This is a genomic window from Phyllobacterium sp. 22229, assembly GCF_052056495.1.
In the GTDB taxonomy this organism is placed as follows: Bacteria; Pseudomonadota; Alphaproteobacteria; order Rhizobiales; family Rhizobiaceae; genus Phyllobacterium; species Phyllobacterium myrsinacearum.
The window spans coordinates 1-17470 of the sequence record NZ_JBQEPA010000033.1 but is presented as its reverse complement, the minus strand read 5'-3'; the positions used below and the strand labels follow the sequence as shown (position 1 = coordinate 17470).

23 protein-coding genes and 1 tRNA gene are annotated in these 17470 nt (G+C 58.0%); 11 read left to right on the top strand and 13 right to left on the bottom strand.

Going from position 1 to position 17470, the window contains the following annotated elements:
* Positions 1 to 39: 39 nt before the first annotated feature.
* Positions 40 to 528, bottom strand: a complete 489-nt coding sequence (locus tag ACTJJ7_RS26510) for a (2Fe-2S)-binding protein (RefSeq protein ID WP_105736548.1) — start codon at positions 526 to 528, stop codon at positions 40 to 42.
* A 279-nt stretch (positions 529 to 807) separates the two neighbouring features.
* Here ACTJJ7_RS26510 and ACTJJ7_RS26505 point away from each other — a divergent pair.
* From ACTJJ7_RS26505 to ACTJJ7_RS26490, 4 genes are all read left to right on the top strand, one after another.
* Positions 808 to 883, top strand: a tRNA-Thr gene (locus ACTJJ7_RS26505).
* A 171-nt stretch (positions 884 to 1054) separates the two neighbouring features.
* Positions 1055 to 1516, top strand: coding sequence for a hypothetical protein (locus tag ACTJJ7_RS26500; protein WP_440969351.1), 462 nt, complete (start codon positions 1055 to 1057; stop codon positions 1514 to 1516).
* An 11-nt stretch (positions 1517 to 1527) separates the two neighbouring features.
* Positions 1528 to 2028: an ImmA/IrrE family metallo-endopeptidase gene (locus ACTJJ7_RS26495; RefSeq protein ID WP_403169806.1), complete on the top strand. Its 501-nt coding sequence runs from the start codon at positions 1528 to 1530 to the stop codon at positions 2026 to 2028.
* A 20-nt stretch (positions 2029 to 2048) separates the two neighbouring features.
* Positions 2049 to 3098: a beta family protein gene (locus tag ACTJJ7_RS26490; RefSeq protein ID WP_440969350.1), complete on the top strand. Its 1050-nt coding sequence runs from the start codon at positions 2049 to 2051 to the stop codon at positions 3096 to 3098.
* Here the strand turns inward: ACTJJ7_RS26490 and ACTJJ7_RS26485 are convergent.
* Positions 3095 to 3820 carry a sce7726 family protein gene (locus tag ACTJJ7_RS26485; protein WP_440969349.1) on the bottom strand — a complete coding sequence of 242 codons (726 nt, stop codon included), beginning with the start codon at positions 3818 to 3820 and terminating at the stop codon, positions 3095 to 3097. The two genes, ACTJJ7_RS26490 and ACTJJ7_RS26485, sit on opposite strands and share 4 nt — an antisense overlap.
* 439 nt (positions 3821 to 4259) lie before the next feature.
* Between ACTJJ7_RS26485 and ACTJJ7_RS26480 the strand changes: the two genes are divergently transcribed.
* The gene (locus ACTJJ7_RS26480; protein ID WP_440969348.1) at positions 4260 to 4583 is read left to right on the top strand and encodes a hypothetical protein; all 324 of its coding nucleotides are present in this window, start codon (positions 4260 to 4262) and stop codon (positions 4581 to 4583) included.
* Positions 4584 to 4658: 75 nt separating this feature from the next.
* Here the strand turns inward: ACTJJ7_RS26480 and ACTJJ7_RS26475 are convergent, their stop codons facing one another.
* Positions 4659 to 5237, bottom strand: a complete 579-nt coding sequence (locus ACTJJ7_RS26475) for a TetR/AcrR family transcriptional regulator (protein WP_440969347.1) — start codon at positions 5235 to 5237, stop codon at positions 4659 to 4661.
* Positions 5238 to 5376: 139 nt separating this feature from the next.
* On the opposite strand from ACTJJ7_RS26475, the gene ACTJJ7_RS26470 reads away from it, so the two are divergent.
* Positions 5377 to 5934, top strand: a complete 558-nt coding sequence (locus tag ACTJJ7_RS26470) for a DUF308 domain-containing protein (protein ID WP_440969346.1) — start codon at positions 5377 to 5379, stop codon at positions 5932 to 5934.
* Positions 5935 to 5947: 13 nt separating this feature from the next.
* On the opposite strand, the gene ACTJJ7_RS26465 is transcribed toward ACTJJ7_RS26470, so the two are convergent.
* The 3 genes from ACTJJ7_RS26465 to ACTJJ7_RS26455 form a co-directional block, all read right to left on the bottom strand.
* Complete coding sequence (locus ACTJJ7_RS26465) at positions 5948 to 6601, bottom strand: glutathione S-transferase family protein (RefSeq protein WP_440969345.1); 654 nt, start codon at positions 6599 to 6601, stop codon at positions 5948 to 5950.
* 104 nt (positions 6602 to 6705) lie between these two features.
* A complete protein-coding gene (locus ACTJJ7_RS26460; protein ID WP_440969344.1) occupies positions 6706 to 7449 on the bottom strand; it encodes a hypothetical protein in 744 nt (247 codons plus the stop codon).
* 70 nt (positions 7450 to 7519) lie between these two features.
* Positions 7520 to 7819, bottom strand: coding sequence for a hypothetical protein (locus tag ACTJJ7_RS26455; RefSeq protein WP_440969343.1), 300 nt, complete (start codon positions 7817 to 7819; stop codon positions 7520 to 7522).
* A gap of 384 nt (positions 7820 to 8203) precedes the next feature.
* Here ACTJJ7_RS26455 and ACTJJ7_RS26450 point away from each other — a divergent pair, with 384 nt between their 5' ends.
* Positions 8204 to 9991, top strand: coding sequence for a M23 family metallopeptidase (locus tag ACTJJ7_RS26450; protein ID WP_440969342.1), 1788 nt, complete (start codon positions 8204 to 8206; stop codon positions 9989 to 9991).
* A 30-nt stretch (positions 9992 to 10021) separates the two neighbouring features.
* Here ACTJJ7_RS26450 and ACTJJ7_RS26445 read toward each other — a convergent pair whose 3' ends face one another.
* Complete coding sequence (locus ACTJJ7_RS26445) at positions 10022 to 11023, bottom strand: aldo/keto reductase (RefSeq protein WP_440969341.1); 1002 nt, start codon at positions 11021 to 11023, stop codon at positions 10022 to 10024.
* Between the two features lie 115 nt (positions 11024 to 11138).
* On the opposite strand from ACTJJ7_RS26445, the gene ACTJJ7_RS26440 reads away from it, so the two are divergent.
* Complete coding sequence (locus ACTJJ7_RS26440) at positions 11139 to 12041, top strand: LysR family transcriptional regulator (RefSeq protein WP_440969340.1); 903 nt, start codon at positions 11139 to 11141, stop codon at positions 12039 to 12041.
* An 11-nt stretch (positions 12042 to 12052) separates the two neighbouring features.
* Here the strand turns inward: ACTJJ7_RS26440 and ACTJJ7_RS26435 are convergent, their stop codons facing one another.
* Both ACTJJ7_RS26435 and ACTJJ7_RS26430 read right to left on the bottom strand, forming a co-directional pair.
* Entirely contained in the window at positions 12053 to 12241 is a 189-nt protein-coding gene (locus ACTJJ7_RS26435; RefSeq protein ID WP_130268630.1) for a hypothetical protein, read from the bottom strand.
* A 75-nt stretch (positions 12242 to 12316) separates the two neighbouring features.
* A complete protein-coding gene (locus ACTJJ7_RS26430; RefSeq protein WP_440969339.1) occupies positions 12317 to 12634 on the bottom strand; it encodes a hypothetical protein in 318 nt (105 codons plus the stop codon).
* Between the two features lie 133 nt (positions 12635 to 12767).
* On the opposite strand from ACTJJ7_RS26430, the gene ACTJJ7_RS26425 reads away from it, so the two are divergent.
* A complete protein-coding gene (locus ACTJJ7_RS26425) occupies positions 12768 to 12983 on the top strand; it encodes a helix-turn-helix domain-containing protein (protein WP_105736569.1) in 216 nt (71 codons plus the stop codon).
* Between the two features lie 59 nt (positions 12984 to 13042).
* Here the strand turns inward: ACTJJ7_RS26425 and ACTJJ7_RS26420 are convergent, their stop codons facing one another.
* Positions 13043 to 14239 carry a diaminopropionate ammonia-lyase gene (locus ACTJJ7_RS26420; RefSeq protein WP_440969338.1) on the bottom strand — a complete coding sequence of 399 codons (1197 nt, stop codon included), beginning with the start codon at positions 14237 to 14239 and terminating at the stop codon, positions 13043 to 13045.
* 105 nt (positions 14240 to 14344) lie between these two features.
* Between ACTJJ7_RS26420 and ACTJJ7_RS26415 the strand changes: the two genes are divergently transcribed.
* Positions 14345 to 14833 (top strand): Lrp/AsnC family transcriptional regulator, encoded by a 489-nt coding sequence (locus ACTJJ7_RS26415; RefSeq protein ID WP_440969337.1) that lies wholly within the window; start codon positions 14345 to 14347, stop codon positions 14831 to 14833.
* A gap of 70 nt (positions 14834 to 14903) precedes the next feature.
* Here the strand turns inward: ACTJJ7_RS26415 and ACTJJ7_RS26410 are convergent, their stop codons facing one another.
* From ACTJJ7_RS26410 to ACTJJ7_RS26400, 3 genes are all read right to left on the bottom strand, one after another.
* A complete protein-coding gene (locus ACTJJ7_RS26410) occupies positions 14904 to 15164 on the bottom strand; it encodes a hypothetical protein (RefSeq protein ID WP_440969336.1) in 261 nt (86 codons plus the stop codon).
* A gap of 3 nt (positions 15165 to 15167) precedes the next feature.
* A complete protein-coding gene (locus tag ACTJJ7_RS26405; protein WP_440969335.1) occupies positions 15168 to 15965 on the bottom strand; it encodes a DUF899 domain-containing protein in 798 nt (265 codons plus the stop codon).
* 161 nt (positions 15966 to 16126) lie between these two features.
* Positions 16127 to 16564, bottom strand: a complete 438-nt coding sequence (locus ACTJJ7_RS26400) for an SRPBCC family protein (protein ID WP_105736578.1) — start codon at positions 16562 to 16564, stop codon at positions 16127 to 16129.
* 123 nt (positions 16565 to 16687) lie between these two features.
* Here ACTJJ7_RS26400 and ACTJJ7_RS26395 point away from each other — a divergent pair.
* A partial coding sequence (locus ACTJJ7_RS26395) for a hypothetical protein (protein ID WP_440969334.1) occupies positions 16688 to 17470 on the top strand: 783 nt, incomplete at its 3' end.

Sequence of the window (17470 nt, the reverse complement as noted above, 5' to 3'; positions counted from 1 at the left end):
GTTTGGCCGGAAGCGGACTGCACGACGTGAATTGATTTCTCAGGCGGCCTTGACGGCGCCCTTGCCCATTTTTTCCGATGCGTCGAGCACGGCCTGAACAATGTTGTGGTAGCCGGTACAGCGGCAGATATTGCCTTCCAGCTCCGCGCGCACCGTCGCCTCGTCGAGCCCTTCCGGGTGGCGGCGGATCATATCCACCGACGACATGATCATACCCGGCGTGCAGAAACCGCATTGCAGGCCGTGATGCTCGCGGAAGGCCGCCTGCACCGGATGCAACTCGCCATTGAGGGCAATGCCCTCGATGGTTGTCACCTCGGCGCCGGAGGCCTGCACCGCCAGCATGGTGCAGGATTTGACGGCCCGCCCGTCCACATGCACGACGCAGGCGCCGCATTGCGAGGTGTCGCACCCCACATGGGTTCCCGTCAGTCCCAGATTTTCACGCAGGAAATGCACAAGCAGCGTGCGGTCTTCGGCTTCGCCCTTGACGGCGCGCCCATTGACCACCAGTTCGACTTTGGCCATCGGTTCCTCCCAGAACGCCTTGGTCACCGCCCCTCCCTGGGCCGCATGACCACAACCGAAAGTTTAACCTCTCCTGCACACTTGTCTATCGGCAAAATGGAAATATTCCAATCTGGCTGTACTGCTGGCAACAAGACTTGGTGAGCACAGGGATTTTCGCGGTTTCAGGCAAAAGCCGGCATGACGAGGCTTGCATTCCTGATGCAATAACGCTATCAGGCGCGTCATCCCTCCGGCACATCCCGATGGCCGGCCCAGGGATCGGGAAGTCCCTTCCCTGCCGCTTTAGCTCAGTTGGTAGAGCACATCATTCGTAATGATGGGGTCCTCGGTTCGATTCCGGGAAGCGGCACCATTTCTTTCTTATACAAACTGCCTACTTCTCTTTGTATCATTCTGCAACATCGCTTACCTAAATCACAACCAAATCATCATCAAACTTTCTTCAGCGCAAAGACATTTAACGGATTGCGTCATTCGAAAAAGTGAACATAATGAGAACATAGATATCAATTGAAGAATCACAATGAGGCGACAGCAGAATGACTATTTTCCAATCTTTTTGGCTGGCATCCTCTCAGGAGTGATTTTTGCGGTATCGGTGTTGATTGGAATTAAAATCACCCCTGGCGAAATGCAGAATGTAAATATGTCTTATCCTGACTTTATAACCATAATGCTTACTGCTGTTACCGTGGTTATAACTATTTTGGCGATTTTTATCGCCATCCTTGCATTCTGGGGATATTCACAGTTTCAAAAGATGACTGAGACTGCCTCCAAAGAACACCTCGAAAGACTTTTGAAAGAAGGTCCTTTTGCCAAAGGTATTGAGGGAGTGATTGTTCAGCATGTCTCAGAACAATTGGAGCGCGGTAAGCTTCGTTCGATATTGATCGAACGTGTTGACAGCATTCTTCTCAACGATGCCTCGCGGCGGGCTGAAATAGATCCGGCGGCGAGTAATGACAAACCGTTCACTGACTAAGGGAGAGCCGCATGATGAGTCGCGAATGGCACTCTTTAGAACAAGAGATTACTGACGAAATCGAACGATTGCAAGACGCAGCGCCTATACGACTGTCGACAATTGCCAACGCACTTGGGCTCAAAGTTATAGCCACAGTTCTACCGAACGGAATTTCCGGCGAGATTAGGCCAGATCCTGATCAACAAGGGAAGTTCATTATCCGAGTGAACAAAAACGATTCGTCGCGTCGTCAGCGGTTTACAGTTGCTCACGAAATAGGCCACTACCTACTTCATCAAGACGAGATTGGAGATGGAATTACAGATGATGTTCTTTACCGATCAACCTTGTCTGATCGTCGTGAAGCACAAGCTAATAGAATGGCCGCTGACTTGCTGATGCCTCAGACGCTGATCGATGAATGGCTTGAAAGAGCAAAATCTCTCAAGGTTGACAATATAGTTGGATTTCTTGCTGATAAGTTTAATGTATCCGAAGCAGCTATGAAGATTCGGCTTGGCTTAAGCTAGAATAAATTTGGGGGATTTTTATGGATTTTGGCGCATTCGGTTATGTACCTATTCTTGGAGTGCGCCCCTCTGAAATGCAGGCCCTAGAAGAATTATCTCCTCAGGTAAAAATAGGAATACTTCCATATATCATTCTCCAGCCGTGGACGACGGCTAAAGAATTTCCTAGCACTTTGGCAAAAATTACTGCGTGCAGCTCAGGAAAACCCATAATCGTTGATTTGACAGATGAGATTTTTGATGGGAATCGCAGACCGGTTCATGCTGCATTAGACTTGTTGAGAGATTCTAAAGACGGATATGCCAATTGGCGGTCATTTATCGAAGAACAGTCGACCTTCACTCCTGCTATACAGCTGCGCGTGCCTAATGAGATTTGGCCTCAGATAGTTGCATTCAAGGCCTTAGGCCGCGGTGTTGTTATTAGATTACACGAGCAGATTTTCAGCTCAGCAAACGATATAGCAAAGTTATTTAAGTCATTTCCTTCGAATGAAGACGTTTATTTTATTATTGATTTTCAAAAGCAAGATAAGAACATTCTAACAAAAGCATTAATCGCCTATAATACCTGCAAATCCATAAGGGATGAGATACCCGATTGTTTTATTTCGGTTTCGGCATCTACGTTTCCATCATCTTTTACCGGTATAGCAGAACAAGAAATATTTGAACGGCAATTCTACAATCTAGTAGCTGCGGAACTTGGTACACAACGAAACATTTATTGTGACAGAGCTAGCGTACGAGCGGAAAAACAAAATGGCGGCGGCGGCAGTCCTGCTCCAAGAATCGATAATGCATTCGCTGCTAAGTGGAAATTCTTCAGAGAGGCAGAAGAGGAAGATCGGGAAGAAGCTTATCAAATGGCTGCTGCAAGGGCGATCGAGTGCCCTGAATGGAAGGACCAAGGCATATGGGGTACAGAGATGATAAAACGCACAGCAGCGGGACAGGATAACGCGATTTATTCACCGAAATTATCCACTTCAGCAAGAATCAACATTCATCTTCACACACAATCTGGGTCTGATGATCAAGATGGTGAAGTTGAATGGACGGACCTTTAGGCCCAATTGTCTTGTAGGCTTATTTTAGCAGCTTCGCGCCAGCTATCCCAGAAGGCGTGCTGTTGTTCTTGTTTACGATTATTTTCAATGCGCACGGACGCAAATCTACTCAAGGCTTGCAACGATTGTGGTGATATATTTTTGCGATAGGTTTCTGCCCAAAATTTGCTAGAAGTTTCAGAGTATACCTGTTTAAATGAGTAAATTACTTCCCGAAATATATCTTCTTCGGGCTGACTGCTCATAACCTGGATTAGTTCTTTCTTTTTGATATTCGAATTAGATGGCAGCTTAAGCGCTCTCTTCAAATCTCCAGTAGTGAGCATTTTTAGAAGCTGCGATTTGATCTTCATTGGCGAAATTTCTTGAGGACGGTGCAATTGTATCCCGCATTGGCTATCGACTTTCCATATTTCGATACTAGGGCCAGCGCGCAAAGTTGCAGATTCAACATGTCTTTCGTCAACAACTAACATCACACGGGTAAAGCACGATCTGTAAACCTCAAGCTGGTCGGATAAACGGGCCAACGAGTCATATCTGCTTTTAATCTCAATTCCTACAAACGACGTGCCGTTTAAAATAGCAAGATCAGCTCTGCGCCCAGTTGATCCTATCACGTACTCGGACGACAGGACCGAGCGCGCATTCAATAACTTGCTTCTACGCAGCATCAAAAGTAGCTCACATTTTATGCGAGTTTCATCAATTTTGTCGTTCATGCGTGGCACCTAACAATAGCTCCCGATAAATTATTGCCAGAGCCGTCAACCAATTCTTAACAACGTGCCGTGGGTTAAGCAATTTCTATTAATTGAACCCACCGCGATCTCTCATAAAGCGCAATAGTGCAAGACAAACCGCCCCAATCAATAATCTCATTTCCTCCCCCACCCCTTTCACCTCCTTCCATTTCCCACTATGATTCCCGGTGAGGCCGGTCGAAACGGATCGGTCTTGGGGCTTCGTATCCCCTCCTACGGCGGTCGGTGTCGACCGCAAAGGCACCTCCTCAGCCCTATGGCCGGGGAGGCCTCGGCGTATGTCCAGAGCTTCGGCTTAAAGGCCGTGGCGGTCGTCCGTGGGCGGCTACGAACTCCCCGGTCACCAGAGGATAAACCTCGGGTGGCCGCTTTCCTCACGCGAGAAAAGGGAGTGCACATGAACGATTACAATTTCTGGTCAGACCTGCTCGATACATTTCAATCCTCGCCGGACTGGATCAAGGCGTTGTGGCTACTGATCCCGCCCGGCTTTCTGCTTGGCCTCGTGGCGCTGATGCTGCGCTTCAGGATCGCCGCCAAACAGATGGAGCAAAGCGCTGGGGGTGAACTGATTTATTCGATCCACCGCGATGCGGGCCAGCTGCGTGTCGTCAGCCATATCCCGCTGGCCGAGGGCAATCCGGGCCTGCTCGTGTTTGATCCGCCGGCTGGCGGTGAAGACGGATCGCCGGAGACGAACCGCCTCGCCCCGCCCGCATAGGCACCCGCCAGCACACAAGGCAGCCTAGCCGGTATTGGCGGCAAAGCACGTTGCCTCGCAGGCCGTCTGCGCTGGCTACTTCGTCAGCTTGGCGATCTGCGTGCTGATGATGGCAATGAACAATCCGGGGTCGCCAAAAGCCCGCGCGGAGAGCATGGCCCCATGAACCGAGGCCATCAGCATCTGGGCCTCCTCCTCGGGCCGCCCGTTCAACCGGAACAGGCCCTGCTGCGCTCCGGCGCTCAGCACCGATGCAAGCCATGCCGCGAGGCTTTGGAAATGCGCGCGGACGCGTGATGCAACCTCATCGGGCAGCATCTGCATCTCGCCAGCCAGCATCGCGCAGACACAGAAGGGCTGCGCGGCGTCGCGAATGCACGTGTCCCAGTAGTTCAGATAGAACTGCAACTGTTCGGCAGGGCTCGCAACCTGTGCGCGCAGCGCTTGCAGACCGGTTTCGGCCTGCTGCCTGTAACGGTCCACCAGTACGGCAACCAGTTCAGCTTTCGTCGGAAAGTGATGGTGGATGCTCGCCTTGCGGATGCCGATCGCAGCCGAGATATCGGCATAGCTGAAGCCGTTATAGCCCCCCGCGACGATGAGAGACTGCGCGATATCAAGAATCTTTTCTGAAGTCGAAGCCATTGATTGCATAGCGCTGCCTACCTTCTGGTAGGCTGGATGTCAAGACGGCGCATGGCTCCCGCTTCTCACAATGAGGTGTTCGGGCACCGGGTTGACTCACACACGTAACCTTCCTACTGGTAGGTAGACAACCACAAGGAATCTGCCAATGCAAAATCAATCTTCAACTCCGTCCAGCTGGCTGCGAACCTATTATTTCGCACGCGCCATCTTCTCCGTCGCATGGGTTGCCGCCGCCATTCTCTTCAGCGCCCAACCCGCTCTCGCCGTGCTTCTGCTCGTCATCTACCCGGCATGGGACGCCCTCGCCAATCTGGTTGATGCAAGGGTCAATGGCGGGCTCAAAGCCAACCCGTCCCAAGCATTGAATGTCGCCGTCAGCACCATAATGACGCTCGCCGTCATCGCGGCGTTGAGCAGCAGCATGTATGCGGTTCTGGCGGTGTTTGGCGTCTGGGCGATCTTTTCAGGCCTGCTGCAGTTGAACACGGGAATAAAGCGCTGGCGTTCTTATGGCGCGCAATGGCCGATGATCCTGAGCGGCGCGCAGTCGGCGCTCGCCGGCGGCTTCATGATCAGCCGGTCCATCGGCACTGTTGCGCCGACGATACGGGACATTGCGCCCTATGCGGCGTTCGGCGCGTTCTACTTCCTGCTTTCCGCAATCTGGCTTGCCGTCACGGCCTATCGCAAGGCAGTTGCCTAGGCGTTATCGCGCCCTAATCGCGATCCGGCGCGGCGGTGAACACCGCCCGTTGGGAGGCGAAGGCGCGCTGGTAGGCGGGGCGCGCCTCGCCGCGCGCGACATAGGCGGCAAGGTTAGGGTACTGCGCCACTATGCCCGATGCCCGCAGCCGGATGAGCACGTGCACCATCATCAGGTCCCCGGCGCTGAACGCGCCGTCGAGCCACTCGGCCTCACCCAGCCGGACGGACAGTTCGCCGAGCCGGTCGCGGATACGGCCATCGACAAGAGGCATGCGCTCCGCGCGCCAGCTCCTGTCCCCTTCCGCAAACAGGGCAACCTGACGCTCGAGGATCGGCGGCTCCACCGTGGCGACAGCGGCAAACATCCAGGCGATGGCACGCGCCCGCGCATTGCCGTCATCCGGCAGGAGGCCGGGATGGCGCCCGGCGATATGCAGGACGATGGCGCCGGATTCGAACAGCGCGAGCCCGTCTTCCTCAAAGGTCGGAATCTGCCCGAACGGCTGCAGCGCCAGATGCGCGGGCTCCTTCATCGCCGCGAACGAAACAAGTCTGGTTGTGTAGGGCGCGCCCACTTCCTCCAGCGCCCAGCGCACGCGCATGTCGCGCGCCAGGCCCTGGCCCTTGTCGGGCGAGCGTTCAAAGGCGGTAATGGTTATGGTCATGGCGGTCCTCCATCGCTTCTGCGTCCTGAAGACGATTGGCTATACGGGATTCCGACATTGCTTGGCTAGGATAGCCTCGCCGGGCTGGATCAGGCGCGCTATCCTCACGGGACGAGGCAGCTGTGAGGATCGTGTTCTTTTCCGAACCTGTACATGTCCCGGTACGAAGCGGGATACCATGCCGAAATCAACCCTTTGACGCCGAAGGACTTCAGGGTTTTGGGCGATGGCGCCCATATGGGCTTGTTGGGCGCATAGCAGCCCGGCTCAAGGTCCTTGCGGATGCGCTTGGCCGGGTTCCAGTAAATAAGCATCTTGTTCACGCCGGTTCTCTTAAGCATGGCGTTCTGCCAATCAAGAAGATCCCGCCACTTCGCCAGTATTCTTCGCTGATCCTGCCGTGTTGCGTTGCTGAAAAAGGCTGCACCAGCCGCTGTTTTGAACAGCTTGTTCCTGGTTTCGGGCGGACCGCCGTGGAAACCGACAAAAGAGTGGCGCTTGATCACCTTGCGCTCCAGTGGAAGGAAGAAATAATACGCACATCCCGATGCACAGATGCGGTCAACGATAATGGCCGGCTGAACGCGTTCCAGCATCTGGCCGATGTTTTTCGCGGCAAACATCTCACCGCCGCTTGAGCGAACGATGAGATAGCGAATATCGCGTGTCAGATTTGTCCGGAACAGCCGCTCGGTTTCAGCATTGATCTGACCGTAGTAGCAGAGGATATCCCCATTCCGGCTCATTTTGGGCCGCATCATTTCCTGCTTGAAGCCGCAATCGAAGTCCATCGCCGCCTGAAGCGAATGCGCCGGTTGCGGCGCAGCGCGGGCGGCGGAAGAGACCATGGCGCACAACAACAGGACCAAAGCCGCAATGCTTCGCGCGCTGCTGCCCGTTAATCCGGACAAACGTGCGCTACCACGTATGCGTATAACTCGCCGAACCTGTCACACTGGAATGACCGTGATTGTCCGTGGTGCCTGATACACCGATGCTCAGACTGTTGTGCGTCGGGCTTTCGTTGCCAGGCTTGCCGTTTGTCTGACCTTTGGCGTGTGCTGGACTGCTGCTGGTGTGCCCCTTGCCCGAAGAGGCGCCCTTGCTGTTACCGCCACTACCGCTTTTGCCGCTGCCGCTTTTGCCACTGCCGCCCTTACCGCTGTTGCCGCCACCGCCAGTCACGTAATCCAACTCGTATTCCATCAGTTCGCGCATAATCCGTTCCTCTCATGGTTCAGGCAGCGCGCATTCAGCAACGCCAGATTCAAAGGGTAGGCGCAAAAACGGAATTGGGAAATACGTATGGCTACCAATGCGAGAACGACGAACATAACGCGTGTCCGCTGTCCCATTGCAAGGCTCGTTCATCGAAAGTCCAATTTCCCGCCGTGCTGTTTCAGCCTACAACAGGACTTCTGACACGCTGATACCGGAAGCTTTGAACAGACAATTCATCGGCAAATGATTGCTCGCCAATCGCCGAACCAGCCCTTATAAGGGGCGCAGTGCGGTTTGTTGGGGATAAAGTTCCGCGTGCCTCGATATTGCCATGTTACACAATAACCTCGCGCGCAATGGAAGCGTGACGTACGGGACCTGATGACGCGATCAAACGCAAAAAGCAGAATCGAACAGGCAATCGACGATAATTTTGGCGCCATCCGCCAGATATCGCGCATTGTCCGCTTTTCGCTTTTCACCCATGCGCGCTTTCTCTCGGCCATTCTGGTGGCGGTGATTGCCTCTGCCGCCATGTTTACGGGCGTTCTCGCCGTCATGAACCGGCGTCCACCCGTGGCCATAGCCGCCATTGCCGCACCGCTGCGAACACGGCCTGAAGCTGCGCCGAAAGGCGACCGCCTGCCTCCGCCCGCCATCGTGCAGGCGGCGCCGGTGGCCAAGGTGCTGGAAAGCCAGGCTGATGGTTCGACGGAAAAATTCGCCTATCGCCAGGTCAAGATCGGTGCAACCAGGCAGGTGCCCGCGCGGGTCAGCGCGGGGCATGCCGCTGCATTCGCCCAGCGGTTTCCGCCCGCCAGCAGCGATCCGTTCCAGTCCATCCTGACGGAGAAATCCGCAAAGACCGTGACAAAAGCCATGCCGGTTGCCCTGGCGAGCCTGGGTGAGGAGCGCATTCTGGTGCGCGGCACGCCGATCAATGTCAGCACCGCCAAGGTGCAACCGGCTCCCGCCGTCGAGCAGGTGGTCGCCCTGCCCGCCCAGGGCATCGATATCGGCAGCCTGCTCGCTGCGGCCAACATGACCGACGAGGACCGGGCGGCGCTGCAGAGTGCACTGACGGCCAGCAGCAGCGCCTCGCCGGAGCGCATCGAGCTTCTCCTGGAAAAGGCGCCGCGCAAGGATGCGCCGGAGCGCCTGCTGATGGCGCGGCTTTTCCGGCATGACAGCCCGCCATCCGATCTGGCGCGCGACGATGGCGGCGTCCTGCGGCGTGTCAGCAACCCGCGGCAGTTCGAGCGCCTCGCCCATGAAGCCCATATCGCCAGCACGGACGTGGCCAGCACCGATACGCGCAGGGATGACCGGGCGCAGGCGGCCGAAAAGGAATTTCCCGCCGCCATGCAGCAGCTGGAAAAGCTGAATGTTCCGGCCCACATGGCGGGACAAATTCTGCAGCTTGCCAAGGAAAACGGCATCAAGCTGACCGATGCGGCCCTGCTCGACCAATCCGTCGAACTGGTGTTCCGCACCAATGAACAGGGCGAATCCGAGCCCGTTGCCGTAACCTTCAACATGAAGGACAAGACCAAGCGGTTTTACCATTACCGTGCAGCGCCCGGCAACAAGGCGGAGTTCTTCGATGAGGACGGCCAGTCTGCCTCCAAGACCCTGATGAAAAATCCGGTGCCCAACGGGCGGCTGGGCGATGGCTTTGCCTGGCGCACCCATCCGATTTTGAAGGTGCGCAAGCATCACAATGGCGTGGACTACGCCGCGCCCTTCGGCTCGCCCATTCTTGCGGCGGGCGATGGCGAGGTGGTGCTGATTTCATCGGAATCCGGCTATGGCAAATATGTCCGCATCAAGCATGATGGCGGCTTCTTCACCACCTATTCGCATATTTCGCGAACCCCGCCATCGCTGAAGGTCGGCCAGCGCGTCAGCCAGGGACAGGTGATTGCCTATATCGGCTCCACCGGCCTCTCCACAGGGCCGCATCTCTATTATGAACTGCGCATCGGCGATAAATATTACGACCCGACCGCGACGCCGCTGCCTGCCGGAACCGATCTTGAAGGCGCAAGATTGACGGATTTCCGCAAGCAGATCAGCCACGTGGAAAACATCGAGAACTATATCGGCGCGCGCATCGCCACCGCGTTTGCCCCGCCTGATGATGGCCGGGTGCACACGGCCATCCATTAGACGTTTGCAGGAGCACGCGGCGAACGCCGATCAGTGGCCGCCCGCTTCGCTGTCGAGATGTGCCATCTGTGCGGCGGCATAGCGTTCTCCGGCAGCAGCCCCTTTCGGCACGGCCTGCTCGATGCGGTCAAGATCATCCCTGGACAAGTGTACATCCAGCGCGCCCAGCGCTTCGCTCAGGCGGTCGCGGCGGCGGGCACCGACAACGGGAATGATGTCATCCCCCTGTGCAGCCACCCAGGCAATGGCGATCTGTGCCACCGTGACACCCCGGGCTTCGGCAATGCCCTGCAGGGCATCGACCAGACGCAGGTTCTTGTCGACATTCTCACCCTGAAAGCGCGGACTGTGGGCGCGGAAATCGGCGGGACCCGCAGCGTCCTTGCGCCAGTGCCCGCTGATCAGGCCACGCGACAGCACGCCATAGGCGGTGATGCCGATGCCCAGTTCCCGGCAGGTGGCGAGAATATGCTCCTCGATACCGCGCGAAATCAGCGAATACTCGATCTGCAGATCGGCAATCGGATGGACCGCGGCGGCGCGGCGGATGGTTTCCGGACCGACTTCCGACAGGCCGATATGCCTGACAAATCCGGCCTTCACCATCTCCGCGATGGCGCCGATGGTTTCCTCGATCGGCACGTTCGGATCAAGGCGCGCCGGACGATAGACATCGATATAATCCACACCGAGCCTCTGCAGGGAATAGGCCAGCGAGGTTTTCACCGCCGCGGGCCGTCCGTCAAAGCCGATCCAGCCGGCGGCGGGATCGCGCTGCGCCCCGAATTTGACGCTGAGGATCGCCTGATCGCGCTTTGTGCCTTTAAGGGCCTCGCTGATGAGCAGCTCGTTGTGGCCCATGCCGTAGAAATCGCCGGTATCCAGCAGGTTGATACCCGCTTCCAGCGCGGCATGAATGGTCGCAATACTCTCAGTGCGGTCGGCGGGCCCATACATGCCGGACATGCCCATGCAGCCGAGGCCCAATGCCGAGACCTGCGGGCCGGTTGTACCCAATGGACGAATTTGCATCTTGTCGAACTCCTTTTGCCACCGCACTTCCTGCGGCAGGTTGGCTCTTTATAAACCAGCGCTATTTGTGCGATAATCCGCCATACTGTGTACGGGCTGTACGGAAAACCGAACAATGAACGATCCCAATCTCAGCGATCTCGATGCGCTTGTATCCGTGGCGCGAGCCCGCAGCTTTCGCGGTGCCGCCAAGCTGCGCGGTGTTTCGGCTTCGTCGCTCAGCGACGCCATCCGGCGGCTGGAGGAGCGTGTCGGCGTGCGCCTGCTCAACCGCACCACCCGCAGCGTTACGCCCACGGAGGCCGGGACACGGCTGCTCGAACGGTTGACGCCGGCACTCGGTGAGATCACCGGCGCGCTCGACGCGCTCAACAGTTTTCGCGACAGCCCGACCGGAACGCTGAAGCTGAACGTTCCCACCATCGTTGCCCACTGCATCCTGCCGCCGATCGTCAACCGGTTCCTCGCGGCATATCCGGGCATCAGGCTTGAGGTGACGACCAACGACACCTTCATCGACGTGCTGGCAGCCGGTTTCGATGCGGGTATCCGCTATGATGAAAGCATCGAGCAGGACATGATCGCCGTGCCCATCGGCCCGCGCACCCAGCGTTTCATCTGCGTTGCAGCACCGGCCTATCTGGAAAAGCATGGCGAACCGCAGCACCCGAAGGATCTGCTGCAGCATGCCTGCATACGCCACCGCTTTGCCAGCGGCGCCATCGCGCCGTGGGAGTTCGAGCGGAATAAGGAACTGGTGAAGGTCAACCCGACGGGACCATTGATTGCTTCAACCATGGACCTGGAACGCGGCGCGGCACTGGCGGGGCTGGGGATTATCTGTACATTCGAGGAGTTTTTGCAAGACGGTCTTGAAAGCGGTGCCTTCCGGCCCGTTCTGCCCGAATGGTGGCAGAGCTTTTCGGGGCCCTTCCTCTACTATCCAAGCCGCAGGCTCATGCCGGCGCCCTTGCGCGCATTCGTGGATTTCGTCAAATCCGGCGGCGCGAAGCCTTGAACAAGGGATGCCTACTCGTCCTCTTCCTCGTCATCATCGGACTCGATCACATCCCAGATGAAGGCGTTCAGACGTTCTTCAATGCTTTTTCTGGAAGCACCGGCTTTTTCCATCTCGCGTTTGATCTTGACGAACTGCGCCTTGTCTTCGGGCGAGAGGTATTTTGCGGCGTTTTCGAGTGATGACATGGAACTGGACATACGCGGCTCATACCTTTTCGGGCGCGACAATGGAAGGATCATATCACGCCCAGAGCCAGTCCATCCTTAAGAAATTCAGCCAATATGCTGCTCGCGGCCGTGCTCCGCCTTGTCATCGCCCGCCGGGCCAAGCAGGAGCAGCGGTGGATTGCTGTCGCCAAGCGGCATGTGGCTGATGATATGGATCCGGTTTTGCGCATCGCGGCGGACGGAATAGACCAGTTCCCCATCAAGAGCGCCGTTCATCTGCCTGCCTGCAAGCCGGAACCGCAAAGTCAGCGCCACCAGCCCCAGCACGAAGACGGGCGGAACGATCAGCCACAGCACCTTCAGCCAATCGGAGAGCGATTGGTACGTATCAAAAAAATCCTGCCAGAAATTGTAGGTATCCATATCGATGGCTCAAAAATTCAACGTTAATTGTGACTTATAGTATACATATCGCAAACGCATTGACCAGCACTTTTCGCCTATTGTTACTCATAGTGTGTAGACTTAAAAGCTACATGCACGGCCACATGCCGCCATGGACTCAAGGCAGATCGTTGGCAGAAATGTGAGAAGAATCCGGGAAGAGATGGGCCTATCTCAGGAGCAGCTTGCCTTTGAGACAGAGTTGCACCGGACCTATATCAGCGGTGTCGAAAGAGGCGTCAGAAATCCGACGGTTCTGGTGATCGACCGTTTGGCAAAAGCACTTGGTGTGCCGCCCCATCTGCTTTTGATGCAGGGTAGTATCTAGCTTAAACTGCAGCGATTACTGAATGGCTGGCATTCCCGGCTCTGCGTGGTTCGACAGGCTCAGATTGCAGTGCGCAAAACCATCTCCGGCGCCAGGCCCACGAGCTGCGTGTAGCGCTCGGGGTCCGTCGCCCCCTCGGTGTTGACGATGAACACGCGCGAACCGGCATCAAGATGGATGGCTTGGCGCATGTCATGATTTTCAGCGACAGCGAGCAGGCCAGCCAAACCGGCGCCGCCGCTTTCCCCCGCAACGACGGCTACATCCGTTCCAAGCGGCCGGGCCAGGCGGTTCATCGCCGCGACGGCCCCTTCCTCTTCAACGGTCATGAACGCATCGGCGGCGCGGGAGAGGATACGCCAGGCCACGGGTGACGGCTCGTAGCATTCAAGCATCGCCATGACGGTGGCTTCACCGTGGGCGATCTTGACGACCTCGCCCGCCTGCGCGCTGGCAAAAATGCAGGCGGCGCGGGCCGGTTCGACCACGATGAAGGCCGGACGTTCTTTTCCAAGCACAAGCGCCAGATATGCTGCAAGCGCAGCGGCGACACCGCCCACACCCGCCTGCACGAAGACATGGGTTGGCGCTTGCGGCAATGCACGCAAGGCTTCACGGATGATGGCCGTATAACCCTGCATCACCAGCCCCGGAATGCGTTCATAGCCTGGCCAGGAAGTGTCGGACACGACAGTCCAGCCATTGGCCGCGCACACCCGCGCCGACTCGCGGATGGAATCGTCATAGGTGCCGTCGACGCGGATCATCTCGGCGCCGTAGCGGGCAATGGCCGCCACCCGCTCGTCGCTCACCCCGGCATGCACGAAGATCGCCGACTGCGCGCCCACAAGCCGGGCACCGGCAGCAACGGACTTGCCGTGATTGCCATCGGTCGCGCAACCGAAAGTCATGCCGCTGGCAATGGCGCGGACAGGCGGCGTGTGGAGTTCCGCAATATCCACGGGGCGTCCCAATTGCCGCTCCGCTTCCTCAAGCACAAGCCGGATCACGGCATAGGAACCGCCCAGCGCCTTGAAGCTGCCGAGACCGAGGCGCGCGCCCTCATCCTTGACGTGGAGCGTGGCAATGCCGAGACCGGCGGCCAGCGCCGGCAATGCATGCAGAGGCGTCGGCGCGTGGTTGTCCCGATGGGACAGATACCGTTCCACTTCCGCCGCAGCGCCGACACCAAGGGTCTCCACGTCGCGCGGATCAAGCGGCCCGTTGTGGCCGGTATGCCGGTTGAGGATCAACATTGCTCTTTCACTCCTGCCGTTGCGCATTTATAATGCGATAGAAGCGAGAAAAATGCTCTTATTTGGCGCATCTTGCGCAAGTTTCTTGCATAAAGGGGATGTTTCATGGCCAAACCATCGCTGACCGCGCCAGCCGGTCTCGATCATTTCGATCTTGCGATCCTCGACATCCTGCAAAAGGACAATGCGACGCCGCAACGGGTCATCGGTGAAGCGGTCAACCTTTCCGCCCCCGCGGTGCAGCGCCGCATCAAGCGCATGGAGGAACGCGGCGTCATTCAGGCCAATGTTGCCGTCCTCGACCCCGCCAGGCTCGGGCAGCCCATCACGATCCTTGTCGAAGTGGAGGTGGAAAGCGAGCGCATCGATCTGATCGATGCAGCGAAAAGGAGCTTTGCCGCCGCGCCGGAGGTGCAGCAATGCTACTATGTCACCGGTGAGGCCGATTTCATGCTCGTGATCATCGTGGCCAGCATGGCCGCCTATGAAGGCCTGACCCGGCGGCTGTTCTTTGCCAACCACAATGTCAAACGCTTCCGCACGGTTGTGGTGATGGACCGCGTCAAGACCAGCCTCGCCATCCCCCTGACCTGATCTTTACCCGGGCTTCCGATCCCGGCGCGCGAGGCCGCGCGCCGGATTGGTGCTGCTTACCCGCTCCGGGTCAAACCCGGCGGGCGGCACCGCGCCGCAGCCGTGCCAGCAGGTTGAGCCAAGGCATCCCATGGAAAATGCTCATCAGCACATACATGAGGGTCATGCCGCTGAAGGGCGATGTATTCGGCATCGCCGAGCAGATCATGCCGGCGTCGCCGGAGAGGGCTGTGACGAGCGCCATGACGGCGAATGTCGGTGCTGCGGCGAGACGCAGCCAGCCGGCCAGGCCGGGATCGGATGCGCTGCCGGGTTCCGGGCCGAACATCATCGTTCAACCCTGGCCGTACTTGTCGTGATGGCGCCACCAGACACCGGTCTCGTTACGCCCGAACGGGGCACGATCCAGCCATTGATACATGCCCCAGATGCCATCGAGGCCGCGCGCATAGCTGGAATAGGTGTGGTAGACGACGCCCTTATCGAGCACGAAAGCGCTCAGTCCCGGCCGGTCACGGGTGAAGGTGGCAGCATCGGTACCGGTCATGGCCGCCATGAGATCGACCGGCCCTTCTTCACCGCGCGGCTGCCGTTCCGGAGCTGTCTTGTCCGATGGCGGCTGCGGTGCGGCTGCCTCCCGGCGGAAATTGTATTCTATGCCGCCGTTGCGCTGTTGCTCCTCGGTGAACAGGACGCTGAAATCCCGATTGAAGTCACTGTTGAATGACGAAGCCCAGGGGAAATTCCAGCCCATGCGCTGCTTGAAACCCTGCAGTTTGGCAAGCGGTGCACGCGATATCGCCGAGAAGGCGACATCATGATTTTCCAGATGGACGGTGATGCCGTTGAAACCGTCGGCGATCGCCGAGCAGGACGGGCAGCCGGCCGTATAATCCGGTCCGAACATGAAGTGGTAGACGAGAAGCTGCGAACGGCCCTTGAACAGATCCGCCAGCGAGGCGCTTCCAGCGTCGGTGTCGAAGCGGTATTCCTTGTCGATACGAACCCAGGGCAGTTCCTGGCGCCGCTGTGCCAGCGCATCGCTGCGCCGCGTCAGATCCTTCTCATCCTTGAGCAGGCCGATCCGCGCAGCCAGCCATTCCTCGCGTGTTCCGGTCACATGTGATGTCATGGTCTTTCTCCTTCGGTTGTCTGCCGTCCGTACGAGCCGGTGCGACATGTTGCTTACCGGTCCTGAGTTTAGGGCCGGATACCGAAAGCATGGGAGTTACAATTGTGACGGGATTTCCCGGGCAAACTCAGCCGGATGCCCGGGGCCTTTTTCCACGACTTCTACGAACCAAGCGGCTTGTCCGGTCCGGGGTCGCCACCAGCTGCCGCCACCACCAGCCTGCGCAGGTAGTGGTTCCAGCCCTTTTCGTGGTTGGCGCGTTCCGTCTCGTCCGGCAGCCCGCTATGGGTGAAACGCACCAGCGTGCCTCCCTCCTTCTCTATAAGGTCGATCTCGACCAGACTCGAACCTGGCGGCACATTTTCGTGCCCTTCCCAGCCAAAACTGTAGGCCAGACGGTGCACTGGAATGACCTCGGTGAACTGGCCGCGAACCGTGTGCGTGTCATTGACGCTAAGGAGATAAATGCCGCCGGGATGCGGCTCGATTGTCGCTTTCGTCCCCATCCAGCGCAGGATCTTGTCGGGATCGGTGAGGAAGGCGAAGACCGTCGCCTGCGGGGCGGCGATCTCGATTTCGTTGCGAAGCGTCTCGGTCATCGGTGATCTCCTCCCAACAGGACGCACACTCACTTCGGCATCGCGCAATGTAAGCCAATCGGGATTTCGCGCAAGAAACAAAAGCGGATGACAGGGGCCTAGCATCGCTGCATGATGGCAGCCATGCAGTTGCCGTCCGCTCTTTCCTTTCTCGTCGACGAAGCGACCGGCATGCCGGATGGCGATGCCTTTCTGACGACGCTCGCCGCCCGGCTCATCGCCGACGGCCTGCCGCTGGCAGGCGGCACGCTCACCCAGGCGGCGCCCCATCCGGTCATTGGACGGCGTACATGGCTGTGGCGCGCCGACACGGGACAGGTGATCGAGGCGCTGGGCCTGGCCGGTCCTGCCGAGTCCCAGGACACTGACCTTGCCAGCAACTGGCTGATCAGCCTCGGGACAAATACCGTGCAGGAGGATTTCGCCAACGGTACCGTGCTTCGCTGGGCCGCGCACCGCCCGCTCACCAGCGAACAGTCGGAATTGCTGCGCCAAGCTGCCCGTTTTGCCGCTGCGCCTCTGGCACTGTTGGCCGCGCGCTCAACACTGACCGCACTGCTGACCACCTATCTCGGCCGGCGCAGCGCGACACAGGTCCTGGCTGGGCGTTTGCGGCGCGAGCCCGGCGAGACCATCCGGGCCGCCCTGTTGTTCGCCGATCTTCGCGGCTTCACCGAATTGTCGGAAACAACAGAAGCGAAGGACGTGATTGCCGCACTCGACGCGTGGTTCGACCGGATCGCCGGTGCCGTCCATGCCTTTGGCGGCGAGGTGCTGAAATTCATTGGCGATGGCGTTCTGGCGATCTTTCCGGTTGGCGAGCGCGGTGTGAAACTGCATGAGGATTGGGGCACCACGCCAGCCGCCATCGACAATTGCCTCACCGTTGCCGACCGGTTCGACATT

Excerpts from the sequence above, each read along its gene's own strand:
- ACTJJ7_RS26510 (WP_105736548.1), bottom strand. The coding sequence starts at position 528 with ATGGCCAAAGTCGAACTGGTGGTCAATGGGCGCGCCGTCAAGGGCGAA.
- ACTJJ7_RS26500 (WP_440969351.1), top strand. The coding sequence starts at position 1,055 with ATGAGGCGACAGCAGAATGACTATTTTCCAATCTTTTTGGCTGGCATC.
- ACTJJ7_RS26495 (WP_403169806.1), top strand. The coding sequence starts at position 1,528 with ATGATGAGTCGCGAATGGCACTCTTTAGAACAAGAGATTACTGACGAA.
- ACTJJ7_RS26490 (WP_440969350.1), top strand. The coding sequence starts at position 2,049 with ATGGATTTTGGCGCATTCGGTTATGTACCTATTCTTGGAGTGCGCCCC.
- ACTJJ7_RS26485 (WP_440969349.1), bottom strand. The coding sequence starts at position 3,820 with ATGAACGACAAAATTGATGAAACTCGCATAAAATGTGAGCTACTTTTG.
- ACTJJ7_RS26480 (WP_440969348.1), top strand. The coding sequence starts at position 4,260 with ATGAACGATTACAATTTCTGGTCAGACCTGCTCGATACATTTCAATCC.
- ACTJJ7_RS26475 (WP_440969347.1), bottom strand. The coding sequence starts at position 5,237 with ATGCAATCAATGGCTTCGACTTCAGAAAAGATTCTTGATATCGCGCAG.
- ACTJJ7_RS26470 (WP_440969346.1), top strand. The coding sequence starts at position 5,377 with ATGCAAAATCAATCTTCAACTCCGTCCAGCTGGCTGCGAACCTATTAT.
- ACTJJ7_RS26465 (WP_440969345.1), bottom strand. The coding sequence starts at position 6,601 with ATGACCATAACCATTACCGCCTTTGAACGCTCGCCCGACAAGGGCCAG.
- ACTJJ7_RS26460 (WP_440969344.1), bottom strand. The coding sequence starts at position 7,449 with ATGGTCTCTTCCGCCGCCCGCGCTGCGCCGCAACCGGCGCATTCGCTT.
- ACTJJ7_RS26455 (WP_440969343.1), bottom strand. The coding sequence starts at position 7,819 with ATGCGCGAACTGATGGAATACGAGTTGGATTACGTGACTGGCGGTGGC.
- ACTJJ7_RS26450 (WP_440969342.1), top strand. The coding sequence starts at position 8,204 with ATGACGCGATCAAACGCAAAAAGCAGAATCGAACAGGCAATCGACGAT.
- ACTJJ7_RS26445 (WP_440969341.1), bottom strand. The coding sequence starts at position 11,023 with ATGCAAATTCGTCCATTGGGTACAACCGGCCCGCAGGTCTCGGCATTG.
- ACTJJ7_RS26440 (WP_440969340.1), top strand. The coding sequence starts at position 11,139 with ATGAACGATCCCAATCTCAGCGATCTCGATGCGCTTGTATCCGTGGCG.
- ACTJJ7_RS26435 (WP_130268630.1), bottom strand. The coding sequence starts at position 12,241 with ATGTCCAGTTCCATGTCATCACTCGAAAACGCCGCAAAATACCTCTCG.
- ACTJJ7_RS26430 (WP_440969339.1), bottom strand. The coding sequence starts at position 12,634 with ATGGATACCTACAATTTCTGGCAGGATTTTTTTGATACGTACCAATCG.
- ACTJJ7_RS26425 (WP_105736569.1), top strand. The coding sequence starts at position 12,768 with ATGGACTCAAGGCAGATCGTTGGCAGAAATGTGAGAAGAATCCGGGAA.
- ACTJJ7_RS26420 (WP_440969338.1), bottom strand. The coding sequence starts at position 14,239 with ATGTTGATCCTCAACCGGCATACCGGCCACAACGGGCCGCTTGATCCG.
- ACTJJ7_RS26415 (WP_440969337.1), top strand. The coding sequence starts at position 14,345 with ATGGCCAAACCATCGCTGACCGCGCCAGCCGGTCTCGATCATTTCGAT.
- ACTJJ7_RS26410 (WP_440969336.1), bottom strand. The coding sequence starts at position 15,164 with ATGATGTTCGGCCCGGAACCCGGCAGCGCATCCGATCCCGGCCTGGCC.
- ACTJJ7_RS26405 (WP_440969335.1), bottom strand. The coding sequence starts at position 15,965 with ATGACATCACATGTGACCGGAACACGCGAGGAATGGCTGGCTGCGCGG.
- ACTJJ7_RS26400 (WP_105736578.1), bottom strand. The coding sequence starts at position 16,564 with ATGACCGAGACGCTTCGCAACGAAATCGAGATCGCCGCCCCGCAGGCG.